The 23053-nt window shown below is 73.0% G+C and carries 18 protein-coding genes; 12 read left to right on the plus strand and 6 right to left on the minus strand.

Annotation, left to right across the window (positions count from 1 at the left end):
• The first annotated feature begins 91 nt into the window (after positions 1 to 91).
• From uvrA to secG, 11 genes are all read left to right on the plus strand, one after another.
• Complete coding sequence (gene uvrA / locus AC0VX2_RS05515; RefSeq protein ID WP_144820062.1) at positions 92 to 3076, plus strand: excinuclease ABC subunit UvrA; 2985 nt, start codon at positions 92 to 94, stop codon at positions 3074 to 3076.
• 40 nt (positions 3077 to 3116) lie between these two features.
• On the plus strand, positions 3117 to 3788 hold the full coding sequence (locus tag AC0VX2_RS05520; protein WP_144820063.1) for a lysophospholipid acyltransferase family protein: 672 nt from the start codon (positions 3117 to 3119) through the stop codon (positions 3786 to 3788).
• Positions 3781 to 5706 carry an excinuclease ABC subunit UvrC gene (gene uvrC, locus AC0VX2_RS05525; RefSeq protein ID WP_186303262.1) on the plus strand — a complete coding sequence of 642 codons (1926 nt, stop codon included), beginning with the start codon at positions 3781 to 3783 and terminating at the stop codon, positions 5704 to 5706. Before AC0VX2_RS05520 ends, uvrC begins: the two co-directional genes overlap by 8 nt.
• A complete protein-coding gene (rapZ, locus tag AC0VX2_RS05530; RefSeq protein WP_070709578.1) occupies positions 5703 to 6599 on the plus strand; it encodes an RNase adapter RapZ in 897 nt (298 codons plus the stop codon). The genes uvrC and rapZ overlap by 4 nt, the downstream gene beginning before the upstream one ends.
• On the plus strand, positions 6596 to 7642 hold the full coding sequence (locus AC0VX2_RS05535; RefSeq protein WP_036315301.1) for a gluconeogenesis factor YvcK family protein: 1047 nt from the start codon (positions 6596 to 6598) through the stop codon (positions 7640 to 7642). The genes rapZ and AC0VX2_RS05535 overlap by 4 nt, the downstream gene beginning before the upstream one ends.
• Positions 7643 to 7673: 31 nt before the next feature.
• The gene (whiA, locus tag AC0VX2_RS05540) at positions 7674 to 8639 is read left to right on the plus strand and encodes a DNA-binding protein WhiA (RefSeq protein ID WP_036315298.1); all 966 of its coding nucleotides are present in this window, start codon (positions 7674 to 7676) and stop codon (positions 8637 to 8639) included.
• Positions 8640 to 8788: 149 nt separating this feature from the next.
• On the plus strand, positions 8789 to 9415 hold the full coding sequence (locus AC0VX2_RS05545; RefSeq protein WP_036315296.1) for a superoxide dismutase: 627 nt from the start codon (positions 8789 to 8791) through the stop codon (positions 9413 to 9415).
• Positions 9416 to 9600: 185 nt separating this feature from the next.
• Complete coding sequence (gene gap, locus AC0VX2_RS05550) at positions 9601 to 10611, plus strand: type I glyceraldehyde-3-phosphate dehydrogenase (protein ID WP_144820065.1); 1011 nt, start codon at positions 9601 to 9603, stop codon at positions 10609 to 10611.
• Between the two features lie 107 nt (positions 10612 to 10718).
• The gene (locus AC0VX2_RS05555; protein WP_144820066.1) at positions 10719 to 11966 is read left to right on the plus strand and encodes a phosphoglycerate kinase; all 1248 of its coding nucleotides are present in this window, start codon (positions 10719 to 10721) and stop codon (positions 11964 to 11966) included.
• 2 nt (positions 11967 to 11968) lie between these two features.
• On the plus strand, positions 11969 to 12760 hold the full coding sequence (tpiA, locus tag AC0VX2_RS05560) for a triose-phosphate isomerase (protein ID WP_036315288.1): 792 nt from the start codon (positions 11969 to 11971) through the stop codon (positions 12758 to 12760).
• Between the two features lie 81 nt (positions 12761 to 12841).
• The gene (gene secG, locus AC0VX2_RS05565; protein WP_036315286.1) at positions 12842 to 13093 is read left to right on the plus strand and encodes a preprotein translocase subunit SecG; all 252 of its coding nucleotides are present in this window, start codon (positions 12842 to 12844) and stop codon (positions 13091 to 13093) included.
• A gap of 93 nt (positions 13094 to 13186) precedes the next feature.
• On the opposite strand, the gene AC0VX2_RS05570 is transcribed toward secG, so the two are convergent.
• The 5 genes from AC0VX2_RS05570 to tkt are packed head-to-tail and all read right to left on the minus strand — an operon-like array spanning position 13187 to position 20687.
• A complete protein-coding gene (locus tag AC0VX2_RS05570) occupies positions 13187 to 14128 on the minus strand; it encodes a glucose-6-phosphate dehydrogenase assembly protein OpcA (RefSeq protein WP_036315284.1) in 942 nt (313 codons plus the stop codon).
• Positions 14125 to 15687: a glucose-6-phosphate dehydrogenase gene (zwf, locus tag AC0VX2_RS05575; protein ID WP_115164967.1), complete on the minus strand. Its 1563-nt coding sequence runs from the start codon at positions 15685 to 15687 to the stop codon at positions 14125 to 14127. The genes AC0VX2_RS05570 and zwf overlap by 4 nt, the downstream gene beginning before the upstream one ends.
• Complete coding sequence (locus AC0VX2_RS05580; RefSeq protein WP_144859891.1) at positions 15677 to 17278, minus strand: glucose-6-phosphate isomerase; 1602 nt, start codon at positions 17276 to 17278, stop codon at positions 15677 to 15679. Before AC0VX2_RS05580 ends, zwf begins: the two co-directional genes overlap by 11 nt.
• A 56-nt stretch (positions 17279 to 17334) precedes the next feature.
• Positions 17335 to 18453, minus strand: a complete 1119-nt coding sequence (gene tal, locus AC0VX2_RS05585; RefSeq protein WP_063189246.1) for a transaldolase — start codon at positions 18451 to 18453, stop codon at positions 17335 to 17337.
• A gap of 59 nt (positions 18454 to 18512) precedes the next feature.
• Complete coding sequence (tkt, locus tag AC0VX2_RS05590) at positions 18513 to 20687, minus strand: transketolase (protein WP_144859885.1); 2175 nt, start codon at positions 20685 to 20687, stop codon at positions 18513 to 18515.
• A gap of 262 nt (positions 20688 to 20949) precedes the next feature.
• On the opposite strand from tkt, the gene AC0VX2_RS05595 reads away from it, so the two are divergent.
• Positions 20950 to 21933: a heme o synthase gene (locus AC0VX2_RS05595; RefSeq protein ID WP_036315269.1), complete on the plus strand. Its 984-nt coding sequence runs from the start codon at positions 20950 to 20952 to the stop codon at positions 21931 to 21933.
• Between the two features lie 87 nt (positions 21934 to 22020).
• Here AC0VX2_RS05595 and AC0VX2_RS05600 read toward each other — a convergent pair whose 3' ends face one another.
• Complete coding sequence (locus AC0VX2_RS05600; protein ID WP_119217296.1) at positions 22021 to 23037, minus strand: COX15/CtaA family protein; 1017 nt, start codon at positions 23035 to 23037, stop codon at positions 22021 to 22023.
• Between the last annotated feature and the right edge of the window lie 16 nt (positions 23038 to 23053).

Raw genomic sequence — 23053 nt, forward strand, 5'->3', positions numbered from 1 at the left:
GGTGAGGCGCCAGGGCGGGCCCGGCCCGCGGTGGGTTCGCCCACAGGCGAGACCCCGGTGTCGTGTCCGTACCCGCCCCTATGCTGGCCGCGTGCCCAAGAACTCCTCCACCACCGTCTCCTCCGCCGTCGAGGCCCACCCCGGCGGCCTCGCCTCCGGCCCCGGCGGCGCGCGCTCGGGCGAGCGGGACCGCATCGTCGTCCAGGGCGCCCGCGAGCACAACCTGAAGGACGTGGACGTCAGCTTCCCGCGGGACGCCATGGTCGTGTTCACGGGCCTGTCCGGCTCGGGCAAGTCCTCCCTGGCCTTCGACACGATCTTCGCCGAGGGCCAGCGACGCTACGTCGAGTCGCTCTCCTCCTACGCCCGCATGTTCCTGGGCCGGGTGGACAAGCCGGACGTGGACTTCATCGAGGGCCTGTCCCCGGCCGTGTCCATCGACCAGAAGTCCACCAACCGCAACCCGCGCTCCACGGTGGGGACCATCACCGAGATCTACGACTACATGCGCCTGCTCTGGGCGCGCGTCGGGGTGCCGCACTGCCCGCAGTGCGGCGAGCCGGTGAGCCGGCAGACCCCGCAGCAGATCGTGGACCAGCTCGAGGAGCTGCCCGAGCGCACCCGCTTCCAGGTGCTCGCGCCCGTGGTCCGCGGCCGCAAGGGCGAGTTCGTGGACCTGTTCCAGGACCTGTCCACGCAGGGCTTCGCCCGCGCCGTCGTGGACGGGGAGACCGTCCAGCTCTCGGACCCGCCCGTGCTGAAGAAGCAGGTCAAGCACACCATCGCCGTCGTCGTGGACCGCCTGGCCATGAAGGAGGGCATCCGCCAGCGCCTCACCGACTCGGTGGAGACCGCCCTGAAGCTGGCGGACGGCCTCGTCGTCGCCGAGTTCGTGGACGTGGAGCCGGTCGCCGAGAAGGGCAGGAAGAACACCGCGGAGTTCGGCGGGCGGGACGCCGAGGGCAACCCCCGGTACCGCTCGTTCTCCGAGAAGCTCTCCTGCCCCAACGGGCACGAGCAGACCGTGGACGAGATCGAGCCGCGCTCGTTCTCCTTCAACAACCCGTTCGGCGCGTGCCCCGAGTGCACCGGCATCGGCTCCCGCCTGCAGGTGGACCCGGACCTCGTCGTCGCCAACGACGAGCTGTCCCTGCGCGAGGGCGCCGTCGTGCCGTGGTCGCTGGGCAAGTCCACCTCGGACTACTGGCTGCGCGTGCTCGGCGGGCTGGGCAAGGAGATGGGCTTCTCCCTGGACACCCCGTGGAAGGACCTGACGGAGGCGGAGCGCGACGCCGTCCTGAACGGCAAGGACTTCAAGGTGGAGGTGACGTTCCGCAACCGGTTCGGCCGCGAGCGCCGCTACACCACGGGCTTCGAGGGCGTCATCCCCTACGTGATGCGCAAGCACGGGGAGACCGAGTCGGACGGCGCCCGCGAGCGCTACGAGTCGTTCATGCGGGAGATCCCGTGCCCGGCGTGCCACGGGGCCCGCCTCAACCCCACGGTCCTGAACGTGCTCGTGGGCGGCCTGTCCATCGCGGACGCCACCCGCCTGCCCATGCGCGAGGCCATGGAGTTCTTCTCGGGGCTGCGGCTGACGGACCGGGAGCGGCAGATCGCGGACCAGGTGCTCAAGGAGATCCTGGCCCGGCTGGCGTTCCTGCTGGACGTCGGCCTCGAGTACCTCAACCTCGAGCGGCCGGCCGGCACCCTCTCCGGCGGCGAGGCCCAGCGCATCCGCCTGGCCACACAGATCGGCTCCGGGCTGGTCGGCGTCCTCTACGTCCTCGACGAGCCGTCCATCGGCCTGCACCAGCGGGACAACCGCCGCCTCATCGAGACCCTCCTGCGCTTGCGGGACCTCGGCAACACCCTCATCGTCGTCGAGCACGACGAGGACACGATCGCCGAGGCGGACTGGATCGTGGACATCGGCCCTCGCGCGGGCGAGCACGGCGGCGAGGTCGTGCACTCGGGCTCCCTGGCGGATCTCAAGGCGAACACGCGGTCCGTCACCGGCGACTACCTCTCCGGCCGCCGCTCCATCGCGGTGCCGGAGCGGCGTCGCGTCCCGGAGAAGGGGCGCGTGCTGACGGTCCGCGGCGCCCAGGAGAACAACCTGAAGGACGTCTCGGTGGAGGTCCCGCTCGGGGTCCTCACGGCCGTGACGGGCGTGTCCGGCTCTGGCAAGTCCACGCTGATCAACGAGATCCTCTACAAGGTCCTGGCCAACCGGCTCAACGGCGCCAAGCTCGTGCCCGGCCGGCACCGGTCCGTGGAGGGACTCGAGCACCTGGACAAGGTGGTCCACGTGGACCAGAGCCCCATCGGGCGCACGCCACGCTCCAACCCCGCCACCTACACGGGCGTGTTCGACGCGATCCGCAAGCTCTTCGCGGAGACCCCCGAGGCGAAGGTCCGGGGCTACCAGCAGGGCCGGTTCTCCTTCAACATCAAGGGCGGGCGCTGCGAGGCGTGCGCGGGCGACGGCACGCTGAAGATCGAGATGAACTTCCTGCCGGACGTCTACGTGCCGTGCGAGGTGTGCCACGGGGCCCGGTACAACCGGGAGACGCTCGAGGTCACCTACAAGGGCAAGAACATCGCCGAGGTCCTCGACATGCCGATCGAGGAGGCCGCGGACTTCTTCAGCGCGTACACCCGCATCTCGCGGTACCTGGACACGCTCGTCGACGTCGGTCTGGGCTACGTCCGCCTGGGCCAGCCCGCCACCACGCTCTCGGGCGGCGAGGCCCAGCGCGTGAAGCTGGCGGCCGAGCTCCAGAAGCGCTCCAACGGCCGCACCATCTACGTGCTGGACGAGCCGACCACGGGGCTGCACTTCGACGACATCCGCAAGCTCCTGCACGTGCTCCAGTCCCTCGTGGACAAGGGCAACACGGTGCTCACCATCGAGCACAACCTCGACGTGATCAAGAGTGCCGACCACGTGATCGACCTCGGCCCCGAGGGCGGCTCCGGCGGCGGCACGATCGTGGCCACGGGCACGCCGGAGGAGGTCGCGCGCGCCGCCGAGAGCCACACGGGCCGGTTCCTCGCGGAACTGCTCGCGTAGCATGGACCCCGCCCACGCAGGACGCGGACGAAGGAGAGCCATGGCGACGTCGGAGCCCGTGCGCAGGAGCGCCGCCGCGCTCCTGCGGCTCACCTGCCGCCCCGAGGTCGTCGGCATGGAGCACGTCCCTGCGCGGGGCCCCTTCGTCATGGCCTCCAACCACCTGTCCTTCGTCGACTCGGTGATCCTCCAGGCCCTCGCCCCCCGCCCGGTCCACTTCTTCGCCAAGGAGGAGTACTTCACGGGCACGGGCCTGCGGGGCCGCGTCCGGCGGCGGTTCTTCGAGTCCGTGGGCTCCGTCCCCGTCCGCCGGGGCGAGCAGGCCGCCTCCGTGGCCGCGCTCGAGTCCCTCGTGGGCCTGCTCGAGTCCGGCCAGGGCGTCGGCATCTACCCGGAGGGCACCCGCAGCCGCGACGGCCGCCTCTACCGCGGCCGCACCGGTGCGGCCTGGCTGACCCTAGCCACCGGCGCACCCGTGGTGCCCGTGGGCCTCGTCGGCACGCAGCACCTCCAGCCGCCGGACACGAACGGCTTCCGTCCCCACCGGTTCTCCGTGCGCGTGGGCGCGCCCCTGGACTTCGGCCACCCCGGGCGTCGACACACCCTGCCGCAGCGCCGCGACGCGACGGCGGCGATCATGGACGCCATCGGCGCGCTCTCGGGGCAGGAGCGCGTGGACGCCTACAACGCCGCCCCGGGTGCCCGTGGCTGATCCGGCCTCCTACCGCCCGGCTCCGGGCGAGATCTCCACGTCGCCCGGCGTCTACCGCTTCCGCGACGCGGACGGACGCGTCGTCTACGTCGGCAAGGCGAAGAACCTGCGCGCCCGCCTGAGCTCCTATTTCCAGGACCCCGCCCGGCTGGCCACCAAGACCCGGGCCATGGTGTTCACGGCGGCCGCGGTCGAGTGGACCGTCGTCGGCTCCGAGCTGGAGGCGCTCCAGCTCGAGTACACGTGGATCAAGGAGTATCGCCCCCGGTTCAACATCATGTACCGGGACGACAAGTCGTACCCCTACCTGGCCGTGACCATGAACGAGCAGTTCCCGCGCGTCCAGGTGATGCGCGGCGACCGGAAGCCCGGCGTGAAGTACTTCGGCCCGTTCCACCCGGCCAAGGCGATCCGGGAGACCGTGGACCTGATGCTGCGCGTCTTCCCGGTCCGCACGTGCTCGGCCGGCGTGTTCAAGCGGGCCCGCGCCCAGGACCGGCCGTGCCTGCTCGGCTACATCGGCAAGTGCTCGGCGCCCTGCGTGGGCCGGATCAGCCCGGCGGACCATCGCGCGCTGGCCCAGGACTTCTGCGACTTCATGGCCGGGGATGCGAACCGGTTCATCCGCGAGCTGGAGAAGGCCATGGCCCGCGCCGTCGAGGAGCTGCGCTACGAGGACGCGGCCCGGCTGCGGGACGACATCGCCGCGCTGCGCCGCGTGTTCGAGCGCAACGCCGTGGTGCTGCCGGAGAACACGGAGGCGGACATCTTCGCCCTGCACGCGGACGAGCTGGAGGTCGCGGTGCAGGTGTTCCACGTCCGGCAGGGTCGCATCCGCGGCCAGCGCGGCTGGGTCATGGAGCGCGTGGAGGACGTCGCCGAGCCGGAGATGGTCGCGCACCTGCTCCAGCAGGTCTACGGCGACCTCGAGGGGCCGGAGCGCATCCCGCACGAGATCCTCGTCCCGGTCGAGCCCGACGACGCCGCGCAGCTCACCGAGTGGCTCTCGGGCCTGCGCGGGTCCCGGGTCGCCGTGCGCGTGCCCCGGCGGGGCTCGAAGGCGGACCTCATGGAGACCGTCCGGGAGAACGCGGAGATGGCCCTCAAGCTGCACAAGTCGCGGCGGTCCGGGGACCTCACCACCCGCTCCGCCGCCCTGCGGGAGCTGCAGGAGGCCCTGGAGGTCACCGAGCCCCTGTTGCGCATCGAGTGCTACGACATCTCCCACTCCCAGGGCACCAACGTGGTCGGCTCGATGGTCGTCATGGAGGACGGGCTGCCGAAGAAGAAGGACTACCGCCGCTTCAACGTCACGGGGGAGGCCGCCCGGGACGACACGGCGTCCCTGCGCGACGTCCTGCGGCGTCGTTTCGCCCGCCTGGCCAAGGAGCGCGCGGAGGGCGCCCCGCTCTCCGGTCAGGTCGAGGGGGACGATCAGGAGGCGGGGCGCCGCTTCGCGTACCCGCCCTCGCTCGTGGTGGTCGACGGCGGCCCGCCCCAGGTGGCCGCGGCCGCGGCGGTCCTCGAGGAGCTGGGCCTGGACGACCTGCCCGTGGTCGGGCTGGCCAAGCGGCTCGAGGAGGTGTGGCTGCCGGGCGACGAGTTCCCGGTGGTCCTGCCGCGCACCTCGGAGGGCCTGTACCTGCTCCAGCGCATCCGTGACGAGTCGCACCGGTTCGCGATCGCGGGCCACCGCAGCCGGCGGTCCAAGGCGATGACCGTCTCCGCCCTGGATGGGATCCCGGGCCTGGGCCCGGCCAAGCGCACCGCGCTGCTGAACCACTTCGGCTCCGTCGCCGAGATCCGGGCCGCCGGCGTGGACCGGCTGACCGAGGTCGCCGGCATCGGGCCGCGGCTGGCCGAGGCCGTCCACACGGCGCTCACGGCCGACACGCCCGCGGATACAGTGGAGTCATGATCGAGGAGACCCTCCAGCCGGAGAAGCCGCCGACATCCGAGGTGCTCGTGATCGCCGGGATGTCCGGCGCCGGACGGACCACCGCCGCGCACGCGCTCGAGGACCACGGCTGGGACGTGGTGGAGAACATGCCGCCGGCCCTGTTCGGCACGCTGGCCGAGCTCATCGCCCGCTCGCCGGAGGCGTTCCCGCGCCTGGCGATCGTGGTGGACGTGCGCTCGCGCTCCTACTTCGAGGAGCTGTACGCCGCCCTGCAGCACCTGGCCAACAGCGGAGTGGAGTATCGCACCGTGTTCCTCGATGCGGAGGACCACGTCCTCCTGCAACGCTTCGAGGCCGGCCGCCGCCCCCACCCGATGCAGGGCAACGCCCGGCTGCTGGACGGCATCCGCGCGGAGCGGGACGTCGTCGAGCCGCTCAAGGCGCGTGCCGACGTCGTGGTGGACACCACCGAGCTGAACGTGCACGGCCTGGCCACGGAGATCACCGAGCTGTTCTCGGAGTCCGGCCCCGTCACGCTGCGCCTGACCATCATGAGCTTCGGGTTCAAGTACGGCGTCCCGGCGGACGCGAACTTCGTGGCGGACATGCGCTTCATCCCCAACCCCCACTGGGTGCCGGCGCTGCGTCCGCACACGGGCACGGAGGCCGCGGTCGCGGACTACGTGCTCTCCCGCCCCGGTGTCGAGGACTTCCTGCGCGCGTACGTCGCCATGCTGGGGCCGGTGTTCGAGGGCTACCGGCGGGAGAACAAGCACTACGCTACGCTCGCCATCGGCTGCACGGGCGGCAAGCACCGCTCCGTGGCCGTCGCCGAGGAGCTGGCCCGGCGCCTGGCCCAGGTGCCCCACGTCACGGTGCACGTCCAGCACCGGGACATGGGGCGCGAATGACGTCCCCGCTCACCGGCCAACTGCCCCTGCCGCCCGGGATGGGTTCGGAAGGGCGCGGGGTGGGTGCGGGCATGTCCCGCCCCACGGCCCGCGTCACCGCCCTCGGCGGCGGCCACGGCCTCTCCGCGTCCCTCGCGGCCCTGCGGCACGTGGCCGGGCACCTCACGGCCATCGTCACGGTGGCGGACGACGGTGGCTCCTCCGGCACCATCCGCCGGGAGATGGCGGTGCTGCCGCCCGGCGACCTCCGCATGGCGCTGGCCGCCCTGTGCGACGACACCGACTGGGGTCGGACCTGGGCCCACGTCATGCAGCACCGCTTCCGCTCCACCGAGGTGCCCGCCGACCAGGCCACCCTGGACAACCACGCGCTCGGGAACCTCCTGATCGTCGCCCTCTGGGAGCTGCTGGGCGACCCGGTGGACGGGCTGCGCTGGGCCGGCGCCCTGCTGCGGGCGCACGGTGAGGTCCTGCCGGTCTCGCGGGTGCCGCTGACCATCGGCGGGGACGTGCTCAGCGCCGGCCCGGACGGCCGCCTGCGCACCCGATGCGTGGAGGGCCAGGTGGCCCTCGCGGTCGCCGCGTTCGAGGGGCGCGTCACCGACGTCCGCCTGAGCCCGTCCGACGCCCCCGCCACCCCGGAGGCGCTCTCGGCGATCGAGCTGGCCGACTGGGTGGTGCTCGGACCCGGCTCGCTGTACACGTCGGTGCTGCCGCACCTGCTGATGCCGGACGTGCGCGCGGCCCTCGCCGCCACCACCGCCCGGCGCCTCATGGTGCTGAACCTGCGCACGGGAGACCAGGAGACCACCGGCCTCACCCACGCCGACCACCTCAAGGTGCTGCGCTCCTATGCGCCGGACCTCCGGCTGGACGTGGTGATCGCCGACGTGGACGCGGTCACCGACCGGGCGGCGGTGGAGGCCGAGGCGGCCCGGATGGGCGCGCGCGTGGCGTTCAGTAGAGTGAGCAGTGCCCAGGATCCCCAGGTCCACGACCCGCTGCGCCTGGCCGTCGCGATCGACGAGGCGATGACCCACTGACGCGCGCACCTCGCCGAGAAGGAGCACGAGCATGGCGCTGACCATGACCCTCAAGGAGGAGCTGGCCCGTGTGCCGGTCGCCGCGACCCCGGAGCGGCGGGCGGAGACCGCGGCGATGCTGCGGTTCGCCGGGGGGTTGCACCTCGTGGCCGGCCGCGTCGTCGTGGAGGTTGAACTGGACCACGGCGCCAGTGCGCGCCGCCTGCGCGCCGCCATCACCGAGCTGTACGGCCTGGCCCCGGAGATCGTGGTGGTCTCCGGCGGCAACCTGCGCCGTGGTCAGCGGTACGTGCTCCGGGTCGTGCGCGGGGGAGAGGACCTCGCCCGGCAGACCGGGCTCATCGACCAGCGGGGACGGCCCGTGCGTGGCCTCGCGCCGGTCCTCGTCAGCGGGACGACGGCGGCCACCGCCGCCGTGTGGCGCGGGGCCCTGCTGGCCCACGGCTCCCTCACCGAGCCCGGCCGCTCGGCGGCCCTCGAGGTGACCACGCCGGGCCCGGAGGCCGCGCTCGCGCTGGTGGGGGCCGCGCGTCGGCTCCGCGTGGCGGCGAAGGCGCGCGAGGTGCGTCAGTCGGACCGCGTCGTGGTCCGCGACGGCGAGGCGATCGCCACGCTGCTCGCCGCCGTCGGCGCGGAGCAGACCGCGACCCTCTGGCGCGAGCGGCGCGAGCGCAAAGAGGTCCGGGCCACCGCCAACCGCCTGGCGAACTTCGACGACGCCAACCTGCGCCGTTCCGCCCAGGCCGCTGTCACGGCCGGGGCGAAGGTGGAGCGGGCCCTCGAGATCCTCGGGGACGAGGTGCCCGACCACCTTCGCTACGCGGGACGGCTGCGCCTCGAGCACAAGCAGGCCTCCCTCGACGAGCTCGGCCGCCTCGCGGACCCGCCGATGACCAAGGACGCCGTCGCCGGGCGCATCCGCCGGCTACTGGCCATGGCGGACAAGCGGGCCGCCGAGCGGGGCATCCCCGGGACGGACGCGGCCTCCGAAGGCTGAGCGCGGGATCACCGTCGACGGGATCTGGCCCCGGCGCTCCGCCCCCGATCACAATGGAGACGGACGGAATACGCCGCCGAGACGCGAGGTTGCCCGAGGTGGAGGCCGAGGGCGTCCTGCCCGCAGCCTCGCCTGACCAAGGAGGAAGCATGACCGAATACACCCTTCCGGAGCTGGACTACGACTACGCCGCGCTGGAGCCGCACATCTCGGCCCGCATCATGGAGCTGCACCACTCCAAGCACCACGCCACGTACGTCAAGGGCGCGAACACCGCCCTGGAGAAGCTGGCCGCCGCGCGTGAGGCCGGCGACTTCGGCTCCGTGAACCAGCTGTCGAAGGACCTCGCCTTCAACCTGGGCGGGCACACGAACCACTCGATCTTCTGGAAGAACCTCTCGCCGGAGGGCGGCGACAAGCCGACCGGCGAGCTGGCCGCCGCCATCGACGAGTACTTCGGCTCGTTCGACCAGTTCCAGGCCCACTTCACCGCCGCCGCCCTCGGCATCCAGGGCTCCGGCTGGGCCGTGCTGGCCTACGAGCCCATCGGCGGCAACCTGGTGATCGAGCAGTTCTACGACCAGCAGAACGGCGTGCCGGTCGCCACCATCCCGCTGTTCCAGCTGGACATGTGGGAGCACGCCTTCTACCTCGACTACCAGAACGTCAAGGCGGACTACGTCAAGGCGATCTGGAACATCGTGAACTGGGCCGACGTGCAGGCCCGCTTCGAGGCCGCCCGCGCCGGCGCCTCCGGCCTGATCCTCCCGGCCTGATCCACACCGCGCACCGGGGCGCTGACGTCGTGGCCCCACGACGTCAGCGCCCCGATGCGGGGAGGGGCTCGGCGCTCCGGCCCTGTCCCCACCGCGCGCCCGGACCGGGCGCGACCGCTCGACCGTACCGCCCCGGACCCACCGCCACGGGGACCACGCAACGCGAACTAACGAGAGAGACCACCATGACCAAGATCGCCATCAACGGCTACGGCCGCATCGGACGCAACATCGTGCGCGTGCTCAGGGACCGCGGCCACGAGAACCTCGAGCTGGTCGCGGTGAACGACCTCGCCGACCCCGAGGACCTGTTCTGGCTGACCCAGTACGACACCATCCTGGGCCGCTACCCGGGCGAGCTGGAGCGGACCGAGAAGGGGTTCCGCATCGACGGCCGCGACGTCGCGTTCTTCCAGGAGGCCGACCCGACGAAGCTGCCGTGGGGTGAGCTCGGCGTGGACCTGGTCATCGAGTGCACCGGCATCTTCACGACCGGCCCCAAGGCGCAGGCCCACCTCGACGCCGGGGCCAAGAAGGTCCTCATCTCCGCTCCCGCCAAGGAGGTCGACGGCACCTTCGTGATGGGTGTGAACGAGCACACCTACGACGCGGAGACGATGCACATCGTCTCGAACGCCTCGTGCACCACGAACTGCCTGGCCCCGATGGCGAAGGTCCTCAACGACGAGTTCGGCATCGTGGACGGCATCATGACCACGATCCACGCGTACACCGGCGACCAGAACCTGCACGACAACGTGCACAAGAAGGATCGCCGTCGGGCGCGCGCCGCCGCCCAGAACATGGTGCCCACCTCCACGGGCGCGGCCAAGGCCATCGGCGAGGTCATCCCGGAGCTGAAGGGCAAGCTCGACGGCTTCGCCATGCGGGTGCCTACCATCACCGGCTCGGCCACCGACCTGACCGTGGAGCTGACGCGCCACGTGGAGGTCGAGGAGATCAACGCGGCGTTCAAGAAGGCCGCGGAGTCCGGTCCGCTGAAGGGCCGCCTGGTCTACTCGGAGGACCCGATCGTGTCCTCGGACATCATCACCTCCCCGGCGGCGTGCACCTTCGACGCCCCGCTGACCAAGTCCATCGGCCAGACCGTGAAGATCATCGGCTGGTACGACAACGAGTACGGCTACACCTCCCAGCTCATGGACTTCGCAGACCTCATCGGCTCGAAGCTCTGAGCCCGCACGGCGCCCGACGGCCCGGGCCGACGGTTCCTCCGTCGGCCCGGGCCGTCCGCCTAGACTGCACCGTGAACCGACCCCGCTCCGGCACCCCAGGAGGCATCATGCCCGCACCGACCCTCACCGATCTGCTCGAGGCCGGCGTCGCCGGCCGCACCGTGCTCATCCGGTCCGACCTGAACGTCCCGCTGGACGGGGACACCGTCACCGACGACGGCCGCATCCGGGCCTCGCTGCCCGCGATCCGGGACCTGGCCGAGGCCGGTGCGCGCGTGATCGTCATGGCCCACCTGGGCCGCCCCAAGGGTGAGCCGGACCCCGCGTACTCCCTCCGTCCGGTCGCCGCGCGCATGGCCGAGCTGCTGGGCGCCGACGTCGCCCTGGCCGCGGACGTGACCGGGGACGACGCGCGCGCGAAGGCCGCCGCCCTGCAGGACGGCCAGGTGCTGTTGCTGGAGAACGTGCGCTTCGACGCCCGCGAGACCTCCAAGGACGATGCCGAGCGCGCCGCACTGGCCGGCGAGATGGCGGCGCTGGCCGGCGAAGACGGCGCCTACGTGGGCGACGCCTTCGGCGCGGTCCACCGCAAGCACGCCTCCGTGTTCGACGTCGCGGCACAGCTGCCGGCCCACCAGGGCCCGCTGGTCGCCGCCGAGCTCGAGGTGCTCACCCGTCTGACCGAGTCCCCGGAGCGGCCTTACGTCGTCGTGCTGGGCGGGTCGAAGGTCTCGGACAAGCTGGCCGTGATCGACAACCTGCTGGACAAGGCCGACACGCTGCTGATCGGCGGCGGCATGCTCTTCACGTTCCTCAAGGCGCAGGGCCACGAGGTGGGCGCCTCCCTGCTCGAGGAGGACCAGCTCGACACCGTCCGCGAGTACCTGCGCCGCTCCGAGGCCGGGGCCGCCCGCATCGTGCTCCCCACGGACATCGTCATGGCCTCCGGCTTCGCGGCCGACGCCGAGCACGAGGTCCTGGCCGTGGACGCCCTCACCTCGGGCGCGCACGGCGCGTCCGCCATGGGCTTGGACATCGGCCCCGAGACGGCCCGGGCGTTCGCGGAGCAGATCCGCGGCGCCCAGACCGTGTTCTGGAACGGCCCCATGGGCGTGTTCGAGTTCCCGGCCTTCGCGGAGGGCACCCGGGCGGTGGCCCGGGCCCTCACCGAGGCCTCCGCGGCCGGCGGCCTGTCGGTGGTCGGCGGCGGCGACTCCGCGGCGGCCGTGCGCACGCTCGGCTTCGCCGACGACGCGTTCGGCCACATCTCCACCGGCGGCGGCGCCTCCCTCGAATACCTCGAGGGCAAGGAGCTCCCGGGCGTCACCGCCCTGGCCGGCGAGGGGCGGGCGTGAGCATGGCGGAGCAGACCACACGCGTGCCGCTGATCGCGGGCAACTGGAAGATGAACCTGGACCACCTCGAGGCCGTCACCCTGGTGCAGCGCCTCACGTGGCTCCTCACGGACGCGGACCATGACCAGGAGGCCGTGGAGGTCGCGGTGTTCCCGCCCTTCACGGGCCTGCGGGCCGTGCAGACGCTCGTCACCGGCGACCGCCTGGACCTCGCCTACGGCGCGCAGGACCTCTCGCCCGAGGACGCCGGCGCCTACACGGGCGACGTCTCCGGCGCGTTCCTGGCCGCGCTGGGGTGCCGCTACGCGATCGTGGGCCACTCCGAGCGTCGCACCCTCCACGGGGAGGACGACGCGCTCGTCGCGCGCAAGGCCGCCGCGGCCCTGCGCCACGGCCTCACCCCGGTGATCTGCGTGGGCGAGGGCCTGGAGGTGCGCCAGGCCGGCCGGCACGTCGAGCACACGCTCGCCCAGCTGGAGGGCTCGATCGCGGGCCTGTCGGCGCAGGACGTGGCCGGCGTCGTCGTCGCCTACGAGCCCGTGTGGGCGATCGGCACGGGCGAGGTCGCCGGCCCCGAGGACGCGCAGCAGATGTGCGCGGCCCTGCGCGCCCGCGTGGCCGCACTGCACGGCGACGACGTCGCCGCCGGACTGCGGATCCTCTACGGCGGCTCCGTGAAGTCCTCCAGCGCGCCGGCGCTGCTGGCGCAGCCAGACGTGGACGGCGCCCTCGTGGGCGGCGCCAGCCTCGACGCGGACGAGTTTGCTAAGATCGTCCGGTTCGACCAGGCCTGATCCGTCCGGCCCGACCGACCGCATTCTCCGTGACGGCCCCGGCGCGCGCCGGGGCCGCACCTCGACCCGAGGAGCCCTCCCGTGGACGTCCTGACCCTGGCCCTGCAGATCCTCGTGGTCGTGCTCAGCGTGGTCATCGTGCTGCTCATCCTGCTGCACAAGGGCCGCGGCGGCGGCGTCTCGGACATGTTCGGCGGCGGCGTGACCAGCTCGATGAGCTCCTCGGGCTCCGCCCAGCGTCTGCTCACCCGCCTGACCGTCGGCTCCGTGGTCGCCTGGGGTGTCGTGATCGCCCTGCTCGGCGTCCTGCCGCGTCTGACCATGGAGTCCTGAGGCCGCCCCGCCGGGCCCCGACGCGAACGCCCCGCACGGAAGATCCGTGCGGGGCGTTCGCGCGTCCCGGACCGGTGGGGCGCCGGGGGCCCCTCAGCGTTCGGAGGCCTGCACGGGGGAGAGGTCCGTGCGCGGCAGGCCCTGGTGGAGCACGGCGCCGAAGACCTCGTCCGGGTCCAGGCGGCGCAGCTCCTCGGCCAGGCAGTCCTGGATCGTCCGGCGTGGCAGGGAGATGCGCTGCACCGGCCGGCCCTGCTGATAGAGCCGGGCCACCTGCGACTGCGAGCGGGAGAGCACCACGTCCCCGTCCGTGCACCGCAGGCGCACCGCACGGATCCCGTGGCCGACCTTCGAGTGCGCGATCGTCACGGGCACCTTCAGGGTCAGGGTGAGCCACGCCGCGAGCAGCATGGTGCTGGGGGAGTCCGGCGCCCCGTCCACCGTCACCGAGCGCAGGGTGGCCACGTCGAGCGTGTCGAAGATCCCGGCCACCTGGATCCGCCACAGCGTCAGGCGCGTCCAGGCCAGGTCGGTGTCCCCCTCATGGTGGCCCGCGCGCAGAGCCCACAGGGCGGGCTCGGCCGCGGACGCCGAGGCCGTGTCCGTGATCCGGCGGTGGGCCAGGCGACCGAGCGCCGTCGCCGAGGGGACCCCGGGTGGCACCCCGGGCCACCACACGACGATGGGCGCATCGGGCAGGAGCAGCCCGGAGACGAGCGACTCGTCGGCGTGGGCGTTCTCCCCGGCGCACCACAGCACCACGACGTCGGAGGCGCCGGCGTCGCCCCCGACCCGGATCTCGGCGTCCAGGCGGGTGGGGGCCGCGGGGTCGCCCAGGGCCAGGACGACGATGCGGCACGGGTGTTCGAGCGAGGCCGCGTTGGCGGCCTGGACGGCGGACTCGATGCCGGCGTCGTCCGTGCTGATCACGAGCGTGAGGACGCGGCCGAGGGCCACGACCCCGCTCTTCTCGCGCAGCTGCGTGATGCGCTTGGCCACCTGGGAGGTGGTGGTGTCGTGCATGCGGATCTTCACGGGCGCCTCCAGCTTCGTCCGTCGCGGGCCATGAGGGCGTCGGCCGAGGGCGGTCCCCACGTGCCCGGGGCGTAGGGCTCGGGCTGGGTGCCCAGGCTCGCCCAGTGCTCCTCGAACGGGTCCACGATCCGCCAGGACAGCTCCACCTCGGCCTGGCGCGGGAACAGCGGCGGCTCCCCGAGGAGCACGTCGAGGATGAGACGCTCGTACGCCTCGGGGGAGTCCTCGGTGAAGGCGTGGCCGTAGCCGAAGTCCATCGTGACGTCGCGGATCTCGGTCTGCGTGCCGGGCACCTTGGACGCGAAGCGGATGGTGACGCCCTCGTCCGGCTGCACCCGGATGACGATGATGTTCTGCCCGAACTCGTCCCCGTCGTGGACGGGGAACAGCAGGTGCGGGGGCTTCTTGAAGACGACGGCGATCTCCGTCACCCGCCGGCCGAGGCGTTTGCCGGCCCGCAGGTAGAACGGCACGCCCTGCCAGCGCCGCGTGCGGATGCCCACCTTGAGCGCGGCGTACGTCTCCGTGACGGACGCCGGGTTGAAGCCCTCCTCGTCGAGGAATCCCGTGACCCGCTCGCCGCCCTGCCAGCCGGAGGTGTACTGGCCGCGGGCGGAGGCCGCCGCGAGTCCCTCGGGCGTGTCCGGGACGGTCACGGCCTCGAGGACCTTCTCCTTCTCCGCGCGCAGATGGTCCGCGTCGAACGAGATCGGCTCCTCCATCGCGGTGAACGCGAGCAGCTGCAGGAGGTGGTTCTGGATGACGTCGCGCGCCGCGCCCACGCCGTCGTAGTAGCTCGCCCGTCCACCGATGCCGATGTCCTCGGCCATCGTGATCTGGACGTGGTCCACGTGCTCCGCGTTCCAGAGCGGCTCGAACATCCGGTTGGCGAACCGGAACGCGAGGATGTTCTGCACCGTCTCCTTGCCGAGGTAGTGGTCGATGCGGAACACCGCGTCCGAGGGGAAGACGCGCTCGATCACGGCGTTGAGCTCCTGCGCGCTGGCCAGGTCGTGGCCGAAGGGCTTCTCGATCACCACGCGGCGCCACGGGCCCTCGGCCGGCTGCGACCGGTCGGCCAGGCCCTGGTCGGCGAGGTGGCGGGAGACGGCCTCGAACCAGTCCGGCGGGATGGAGAGGTAGAACGCGGTGTTCCCGCGCGTGCCGCGGGAGGTCTCGAGCTCGGCGAGCACCTCGTCGAGACGGACGTAGGCCGCCTCGTCGTCGAACGCGCCGGAGACGAAGCGCAGGCCGCCCCGGAACTGGTCCCACACGGTCTCGTCGAACGTGGTCCGGGAGGAGGCCTCCACGGCGGCGCGCACATAGTCGGCGAACTCCTCGTCGGACCAGTCGCGGCGGCCGAAGCCGACGAGGGAGAACGCCGGCGGCAGCAGGCCGCGCTGGGCCAGGTCGTACATGGCCGGCAGGAGCTTCTTCTTCGCCAGGTCGCCCGTCACGCCGAACAGCACGAGCGCCGACGGGCCCGCGATGCGGGTCAGGCGCCGGTCACGGGGGTCGCGCAGCGGGTTGCGGGGGGCGGTCCGGGACTCACCGGCCACGGACGGCGCTCCTCAGGGCCTCGATGCCCGCGTCGCGGCGGCGCAGGTGCAGGGTGACCACGGGGCGGCCGAGATCGCCGAGCACCCGGGCGTCGCCCGCGGCCTGCGCGGCGATGAGCCTGCCCAGGGAGAACGGGCGGCCGGGCACCTCGATGTCCAGGCCGGCGTCGCCGGTGATCTGCAGGAACACGCCGACGGCCGGGCCGCCCTTGTGGAACTGTCCGGTGGAGTGCAGGAACCGCGGACCCCAGCCGAACGTGACCGGGCGGCCGACCAGGTCCGCCAGGTCCGCACGCAGCTCCTCGAGCTCGGCGTCGTCGTGACGGGAGAGGTAGGCGTGGACCGCCAGGTAGCCGTCCTCGGGCACCAGCGCCGCCGTGGCGCGCAGCACGCCGGCCAGGTCCGGGGCAGAGGTCACGGACGCCGGGCCGGAGACCTCGACGCCCTCCACCTCGCCGTCGGCCGTCCGCTCGGCGGCGGGGCTGTCCAGCAGGGTGCGCGCGGCGGCCTTGGCGGCCTCCACGTCCGGCTGGTCGAAGGGGTTGATCCCGAGCAGGCGGCCGGCCACCGCGGTGGCCACCTCCCACAGCAGCAGCTGGGCGCCGAGCGAGCCGGCGACCTGCACGCCGTGGCCCGGGGCCGCGACGTCGTCCTCGCCGACGAGCTGCACCTGCAGCAGGTCGGGGGCGTCCCACGCGGTCTCGGGGTCGCCGGGGGCGACGACGACGGGCAGCAGCCCGGTGCCGTCCTTGCCCGTGGACTCGGCGATCAGCTGCTCGATCCAGGCCGGCAGTCCGGCGATGCCGGACCCGTGGTCGGCGAAGACGAGCTTGTCGCGCAGCGGGCGGGTGCCGCCCAGGGCCGCGCCGAGCTGCAGGCCCGGGTTGTCCTCGTCGTCGGCGATCAGCAGGTCGAGCACGGCCTCCGCGTCGTCCAGCAGGGCCGCGACGTCCACGCCGGCCAGGCCGGTGGGGACCAGGCCGAACGCGGTGAGGGCCGAGAAACGCCCGCCCACGGTCGGGTCCGCGGTGAAGACGGCGCGCCAGCCGGCGGACTCGCACGCGGCGTGCAGCGGTGAGCCCGGGTCCGTGACGGCGACCAGGCGGGTGCGGGGGTCGATCCCAGCGTCGCGGAACGCGGCCTCGACGACGCGGCGCTGCGAGTCGGTCTCCACGGTGGAGCCGGACTTGGAGGAGACCACCAGCACGGTTCGCTCGAGGTCGCGCTCGAGGGCGCGGGAGACCTGGAGCGGGTCCGTGGAGTCCAGGACCTCGAGCTCGACGCCGGCCGTCGCCGCGATCACCTCGGGGGCCAGGGACGAGCCGCCCATGCCCGCCAGGACCACGCGGTCCACGCCCTCGGCGCGCAGCTCCCGGGTCAGCTGGGCGATGTGCGGGACGAGGGCGCGGGAGTCCTCGAACAGGTCGATCCAGCCGAGCCGCTTGGCGGCCTCGTCGCGGGCCGGCGCCCCCCACAGGTCGGCGTCCTGCGCCCCGAGGCGGGAGGCGACGCGGTCCTGGAGGAGGGCGGGCAGATGGCGGTCGATCGCCTCGAGGGCGGCTCCGGTGGCGGTGAGGCCGAGGGTGCTCATGGGGGGTCCTTCCGTGCGCGTGGCGAGCGGGCGGCGGGGTCGGGGGGCGGGTGCGGTCAGCGATGGGCGTCGAGCCCGGAGCGGACCGAGCCGAGCAGCTCGTCCCACGCGGCCTCGAACTTCTCCAGGCCCTCAGTCTCCAGCACGTCCACGACGTCCTGGTAGGACACGCCTGCCGCGCCGACCGCGTCGAGCAGGGCATCGGCCTCGGCGTAGGCGCCCGTGACGGTGTCCGCCGCAATCACCCCGTGGTCGGCGACCGCCTCGAGGGTCTTCTCCGGCAGGGTGGTCACGGTGTGCGGTGCCACGAGTTCGGTGACGTACAGCGTGTCCGGCAGGGCGGGGTCCTTGACGCCGGTGGAGGCCCACAGGGGCCGCTGCACGGGGGCGCCGGCCGCCTCGAGCAGGCGCCAGCGCTCCGAGTCCAGGGCCTGCTCGAAGGCTCGGTAGGCCAGGCGCGCGTTGGCGACGGCGGCCCGGCCGGTCAGCGCCTCGGCCTCGGGGGTGCCGATCGCGCGCAGCCGCGCGTCGACCTCCGTGTCCACACGGGAGACGAAGAAGGAGGCCACCGAGTGGAGGCGGCGGACGTCGTGCCCGTTCGCCCGGGCCTTCTCCAGGCCGGTGAGCCAGGCGTTGAGCACCCGGCGGTAGCGGGGCAGGGAGAAGATCAGGGTCACGTTCACGCTGATGCCCGCGCCGAGCACGTCCGCGATGGCGGACAGGCCCTCCACGGTCGCGGGGATCTTCACCATGAGGTTGGGACGGTCGACGGCCGCCGCCAGCTCGCGGGCCTGCGCCACGGTGCCGGCGGCGTCGCGGGCCAGGCGCGGATCGACCTCAAGGGAGACGAAGCCGTCCGCCCCGCCGGTGCGCTCGTGGACGGGCGCGAGCACGTCGGCGGCGCGGCGCACGTCCTCGGTCGTCAGGGCGACGACGGCCTCGTCCACCGAGGCGCCGGCCGCGGCGAGGTCGCGCAGCTGTCCCTGGTAGGCGCCCGCGTCCGCGAGGGCGACCGCGAAGATGGACGGGTTCGTGGTGACGCCGGTGACCGAGCGGGTGGCGATCAGCTCTTCGAGCGTGCCCTCGTCCAGCCGCGTGCGGGAGAGGTCGTCGAGCCAGATCGACACACCGGCCTGGGCCAGCGCGGCGGTGTTCGGGTTCTGCGGGGTGCTCATGGTCTGCGGGTGCCTTCCCTTCGGGGTGGACGTGCTCGGGGCGCCGTGGGCGCCGGGCCTCAGAGGAGGCCGCGGGTCACCTCGGCGACGTGCTCGCCAGTGAATCCGTACTTCTCCATCAGGCGGGCGCCGTCGGCCGACTCGCCGTAGTGCTCGAGGCTCACGCGGGCGCCCGGGGAGGAGGCCGTCACCGTGTGCTCGAACCACGGCATCGCGATGCCGGCCTCGACGGAGACGCGGACCGGGGCGTCGGGGCCGTCGGGCAGGACCTCGGCCCGGTAGGCCTCGTCCTGCTCGGCGAACCACTCGAGGCAGGGGGCGGAGACGACGCGGGTCGGGACGCCGTCGGCCTGCAGCAGCGCGCGGGCCCGCACGGCCACGGAGACCTCGGAGCCGGTCGCGATCAGCAGCGCGCGGGCCGGCGTCGGCGCGCCGTCGGCATCCGTGGCGTCGATGAGGACGTAGGCGCCGCGGGCCACGCCCGAGGCGGGGGCGAAGCCGTCCGTGTCCCGGGGGAGCACGGGCAGGCTCTGCCGGGACAGGACGAGCCCGGCCGGGCGGTCCCGGTGCTCGAGCACCGTCCGCCACGCCCACGCGGTCTCGTTGGCGTCGGCCGGGCGGACGACGTCGAGCCCGGGGATGGCCCGCAGGGCGGCCAGGTGCTCCACCGGCTGGTGCGTGGGGCCGTCCTCGCCGAGGCCGATGGAGTCGTGCGTCCACACGTACGTGCTCGGGGTGCCCATGAGGGCGGCCAGGCGGACGGCGGGGCGCATGTAGTCGGAGAACGTCAGGAACGTGCCCACGTACGCGCGGGTCAGGCCGCCGATCGTGATGCCGTTGACGATCGCCCCGGCCGCGAACTCGCGGACGCCGAAGTGCAGGGTGCGGCCGTACTCGTGGCCCTGCCACGTGGCGGTGGAGCGGCGGGCCGGGATGAAGGAGGGCTCGCCCTTCATGGTGGTGTTGTTCGACCCGGCGAGGTCGGCCGAGCCGCCCCAGAGCTCGGGCATGACCGGCGCGAGGGCCGTGAGCACCTCTCCGGAGGCCGCGCGCGTGGCCAGGCCCTTCTCGTCCGCGTCCCAGGACGGGAACGCGTCCGCGAAGCCAGCGGGCAGCTCTCGTCCGGCCAGTCGGTCGTACAGCCGCGCGTTCTCCGGGTTCGCCTCGCGCCAGGCCTGGAACGCCGCCTCCCAGCCGCGGCGGTACTCTGCCGAGCGCTCGGCGATGGACCGGGCGCGGGCCAGGAGCTCGGGGTCGACGTCGAAGGTCTTGGTCGGGTCCAGCCCGAGGCTCTCCTTGAGGCCGGCGACCTCGTCCGTGCCGAGCTTGGAGCCGTGGATGCCGCCGGTGTTCTGCTTCGTGGGGGAGGGCCAGCCGATCACGGTGCGCAGCTTGATCAGCGAGGGCCGGCCGGTCTCGGCCTTGGCCGCGACGAGGGCGTCGTACAGGGCCTCCACGTCCTCCGTGTACTCGGTCACGGCGTGGCCCTGGGCGCCGTTGGTCCAGTCGACCTCCTGCACGTGCCAGCCGTAGGCCTCGTAGCGGCGGACCACGTCCTCGGTGAACGCGATGTCCGTGTCGTCCTCGATCGAGATGCGGTTCGCGTCGTAGACGACGACCAGGTTCCCGAGCTCCTGGTGCCCGGCCAGCGAGGAGGCCTCGGCGGCGACGCCCTCCTGGATGTCCCCGTCGGAGGCGAGCACGAACACGTGGTGGTCGAACGGGGAGGTGCCGGGGGCGGCGTCGGGGTCCATCAGCCCGCGCACGCGGCGCTGCTCGTACGCGAAGCCGACGCCCATCGCCAGGCCCTGGCCCAGCGGACCCGTGGTCACCTCGACGCCGTGGGTGTGGCCGTACTCCGGGTGGCCCGGGGTCCTGGATCCCTCGGTGCGCAGCCCCTGGATGTCCTCGATCTCGAGCCCGGCGCCCGCGGCGAACAACTGCAGGTACTGGATGAGCGAGGCGTGGCCCGCGGAGAGGATGAAGCGATCCCGGCCCTCCCAGCGGTCGTCCGTGGGGTCCAGGTGCATGACGTTCTGGTACAGCTGCCACGCCACGGGGGCCAGCGAGATCGCGGTGCCGGGGTGGCCGTGCCCGGCCTTCTCCACGGCGTCCGCCGAGAGCGCCTTGAGCGTGTCCACCATCCGGCGGTCCTGCTCCGAGTAGACGAACCCGCGGGCCGGGGCCACCCGGTCCAGGGTCGGGGGGGTGGACGGCTGCGCGGCGTCGGTCACGGGTTCTCTCCTGGCGGATCGGGAGCGTCGGGGTGCGGCCCCGGCCGACGCCGGGGCGTCGCGGCGCGGGGCCGTCGTCCCAGCCTAGCCGCGCGACGGCGGGGCGGGCCCGACCGGGCGCCTCATGACATGCTTCGCCCCCGGGCGAACAGCCGTTGACACGAGTAGACTGGGTCAAGGCCTGACCGCAGGCGGACCGCCCGAGTGGCCGATCCGAACCCCGGGACGGGCACGCCCACCGTCCCCTCACCGTGAGAAGCAGATGTCATCCTCCCTGGAGTCGCCGTCCGCCGCCCGCGTCGCCGCCGCCGAGCCCGGCGTCGTCGACCGGTCCCCGCTGCCCCTGCGCCGCAAGGTCCGGGCGTACGTCGAGCTGACGAAGCCCCGGGTGATCGAGCTGCTGCTGGTGACCACGCTGCCGACCATGATCTTCGCGCAGCGCGGCTTCCCGGACGTGCTCACCATGATCGCCACGCTCGTCGGCGGTGCGCTCGCCGCCGGCGCCTCCGGCACCTTCAACTGCTACATCGACCGCGACATCGACCGGGTCATGAAGCGCACCGAGAACCGGCCGCTCGTCACCGGCGAGGTCACCCCCCGCGAGGCCCTCGTGTTCGCGTGGGTGCAGACGGTCGTGTCCATCCTGATCCTCGGGTTCGGCGCCAACTGGCTGGCGGCCGGCCTGGGTGTGGCCGCCATCTTCTTCTACGTGGTCGTGTACTCGCTCGTGCTCAAGCGCCGCACGGAGCAGAACATCGTGTGGGGCGGCATCGCCGGCTGCTTCCCCGTGCTGATCGGCTGGGCGGCCGTGCGCGGGACCGTCGAGTGGCCGGCCATCGTGCTGTTCCTCGTGGTCTTCCTGTGGACGCCCCCGCACTACTGGCCGCTGTCCATGAAGTACAAGCGCGACTACCAGCAGGCCGACGTGCCGATGCTCGGCGCCATCGCCTCCGCGCGCCACGTCTCCAACCAGGTCGTGCTCTACGCGTGGGCCACCGTGGCCTGCTCCCTCCTGCTCGTGCCGATGGGCTGGGCCGGCATCGTCTACACCGCGGTCGCGCTCGTCGTCGGCGGCTGGTTCATCTGGGAGTCCCACGTGCTGCAGGTGCAGGCCCAGCGCGAGGACTTCGAGGACCGCAAGGCCATGAAGGTCTTCCACCTCTCCATCACCTACCTGACGCTGCTGTTCATCGCCCTGGCCGTGGACCCGTTCGTGGGTGCGCCGCTGATGCACTTCGGCGCCTGAGCGCCGGTCCGCCCCCAGCGCTCCCCGGGACGCCGACGACGACGGCCCCGCACCAGCCGGTGCGGGGCCGTTCGCGTGCGCGGGGCGTCAGCCCGCGGCGACGGTGCGCGGGGGCGTGGCGGTCTCGACCGCGGCACCGGGTCCGGCCGTGACGTAGCGGGCGACCTGCCGGTCCCAGGCCTCCGTCGCCGACGCCACGAGCAGTGCCGAGCCGAGCATGTGCAGCAGGACCACACCGATCGGCAGGCCCGTGAAGTGCTGGGTGTAGCCCACGGCGGCCTGGAACACGAGGGCGAGCAGGAGCCGCAGCACGGCGGCGCGCTGCAGGCGGGAGGCGCCGGCCGCGCGGCGCACCGTGAAGAACAGGACCAGGGCGGCCGCCAGGAGCAGGTACACCGGGATCACGTGGATCCGGGTGACCAGCAGCGGGTCGAACTCGTGGCGCGGCGAGCCGGGGTCGCCGGAGTGCGGGCCCGTGCCGGTCACCACGGTGCCCAGGTACACGGCGGCCCACGTCAGCGCGAACGCCGCCCAGGCGGCGGCACGGGACCGGACGGTGGTGGCGCCGTCCACGAGGGGCACGCCCGCCCGGCCGGCGCGGCGCTCGGCGGCGATGCGCACCACGAGCAGGGTCGCCACGGCGACCATGATCGAGGACACGATGAAGTGACCGGCCACCCACCACGGGTTCAGATGCGTCAGGACCACGACGCCGCCCACGAGGGCCTGCGCGGGGATGCCGGCCAGCAGGCCCACGGAGAGCCAGAAGGGGCTCCGGTGGGTGCCGCGCAGGTTCCACAGGGACAGGAACATGGCGGCGGCGATGACCACCAGGACGAACGTCAGCGTCCGGTTGCCGAATTCGATGTAGCCGTGGATGCCCATCTCTGGGGTGTTGGTGAGGGACTCGGGTGAGCACTTGGGCCACGTGGGGCAGCCCAGGCCGGAGCCGGTGAGGCGCACGGCGCCGCCGGTGACGATGATGCCGATCTCGGACGCCAGGGACGCCACGGCGAGGGCCATGGTGGCCTTCGTGAGGCGCTGCGGCAGGCGGGCGGCGAGCCCGGCCGGGGCGGTCCCGGCCGCGGGGGTGGTGGTGGACACGGTGTCCTTCCGATCG

The sequence above is a fragment of the Micrococcus sp. iso_239 genome, from assembly GCF_056173395.1.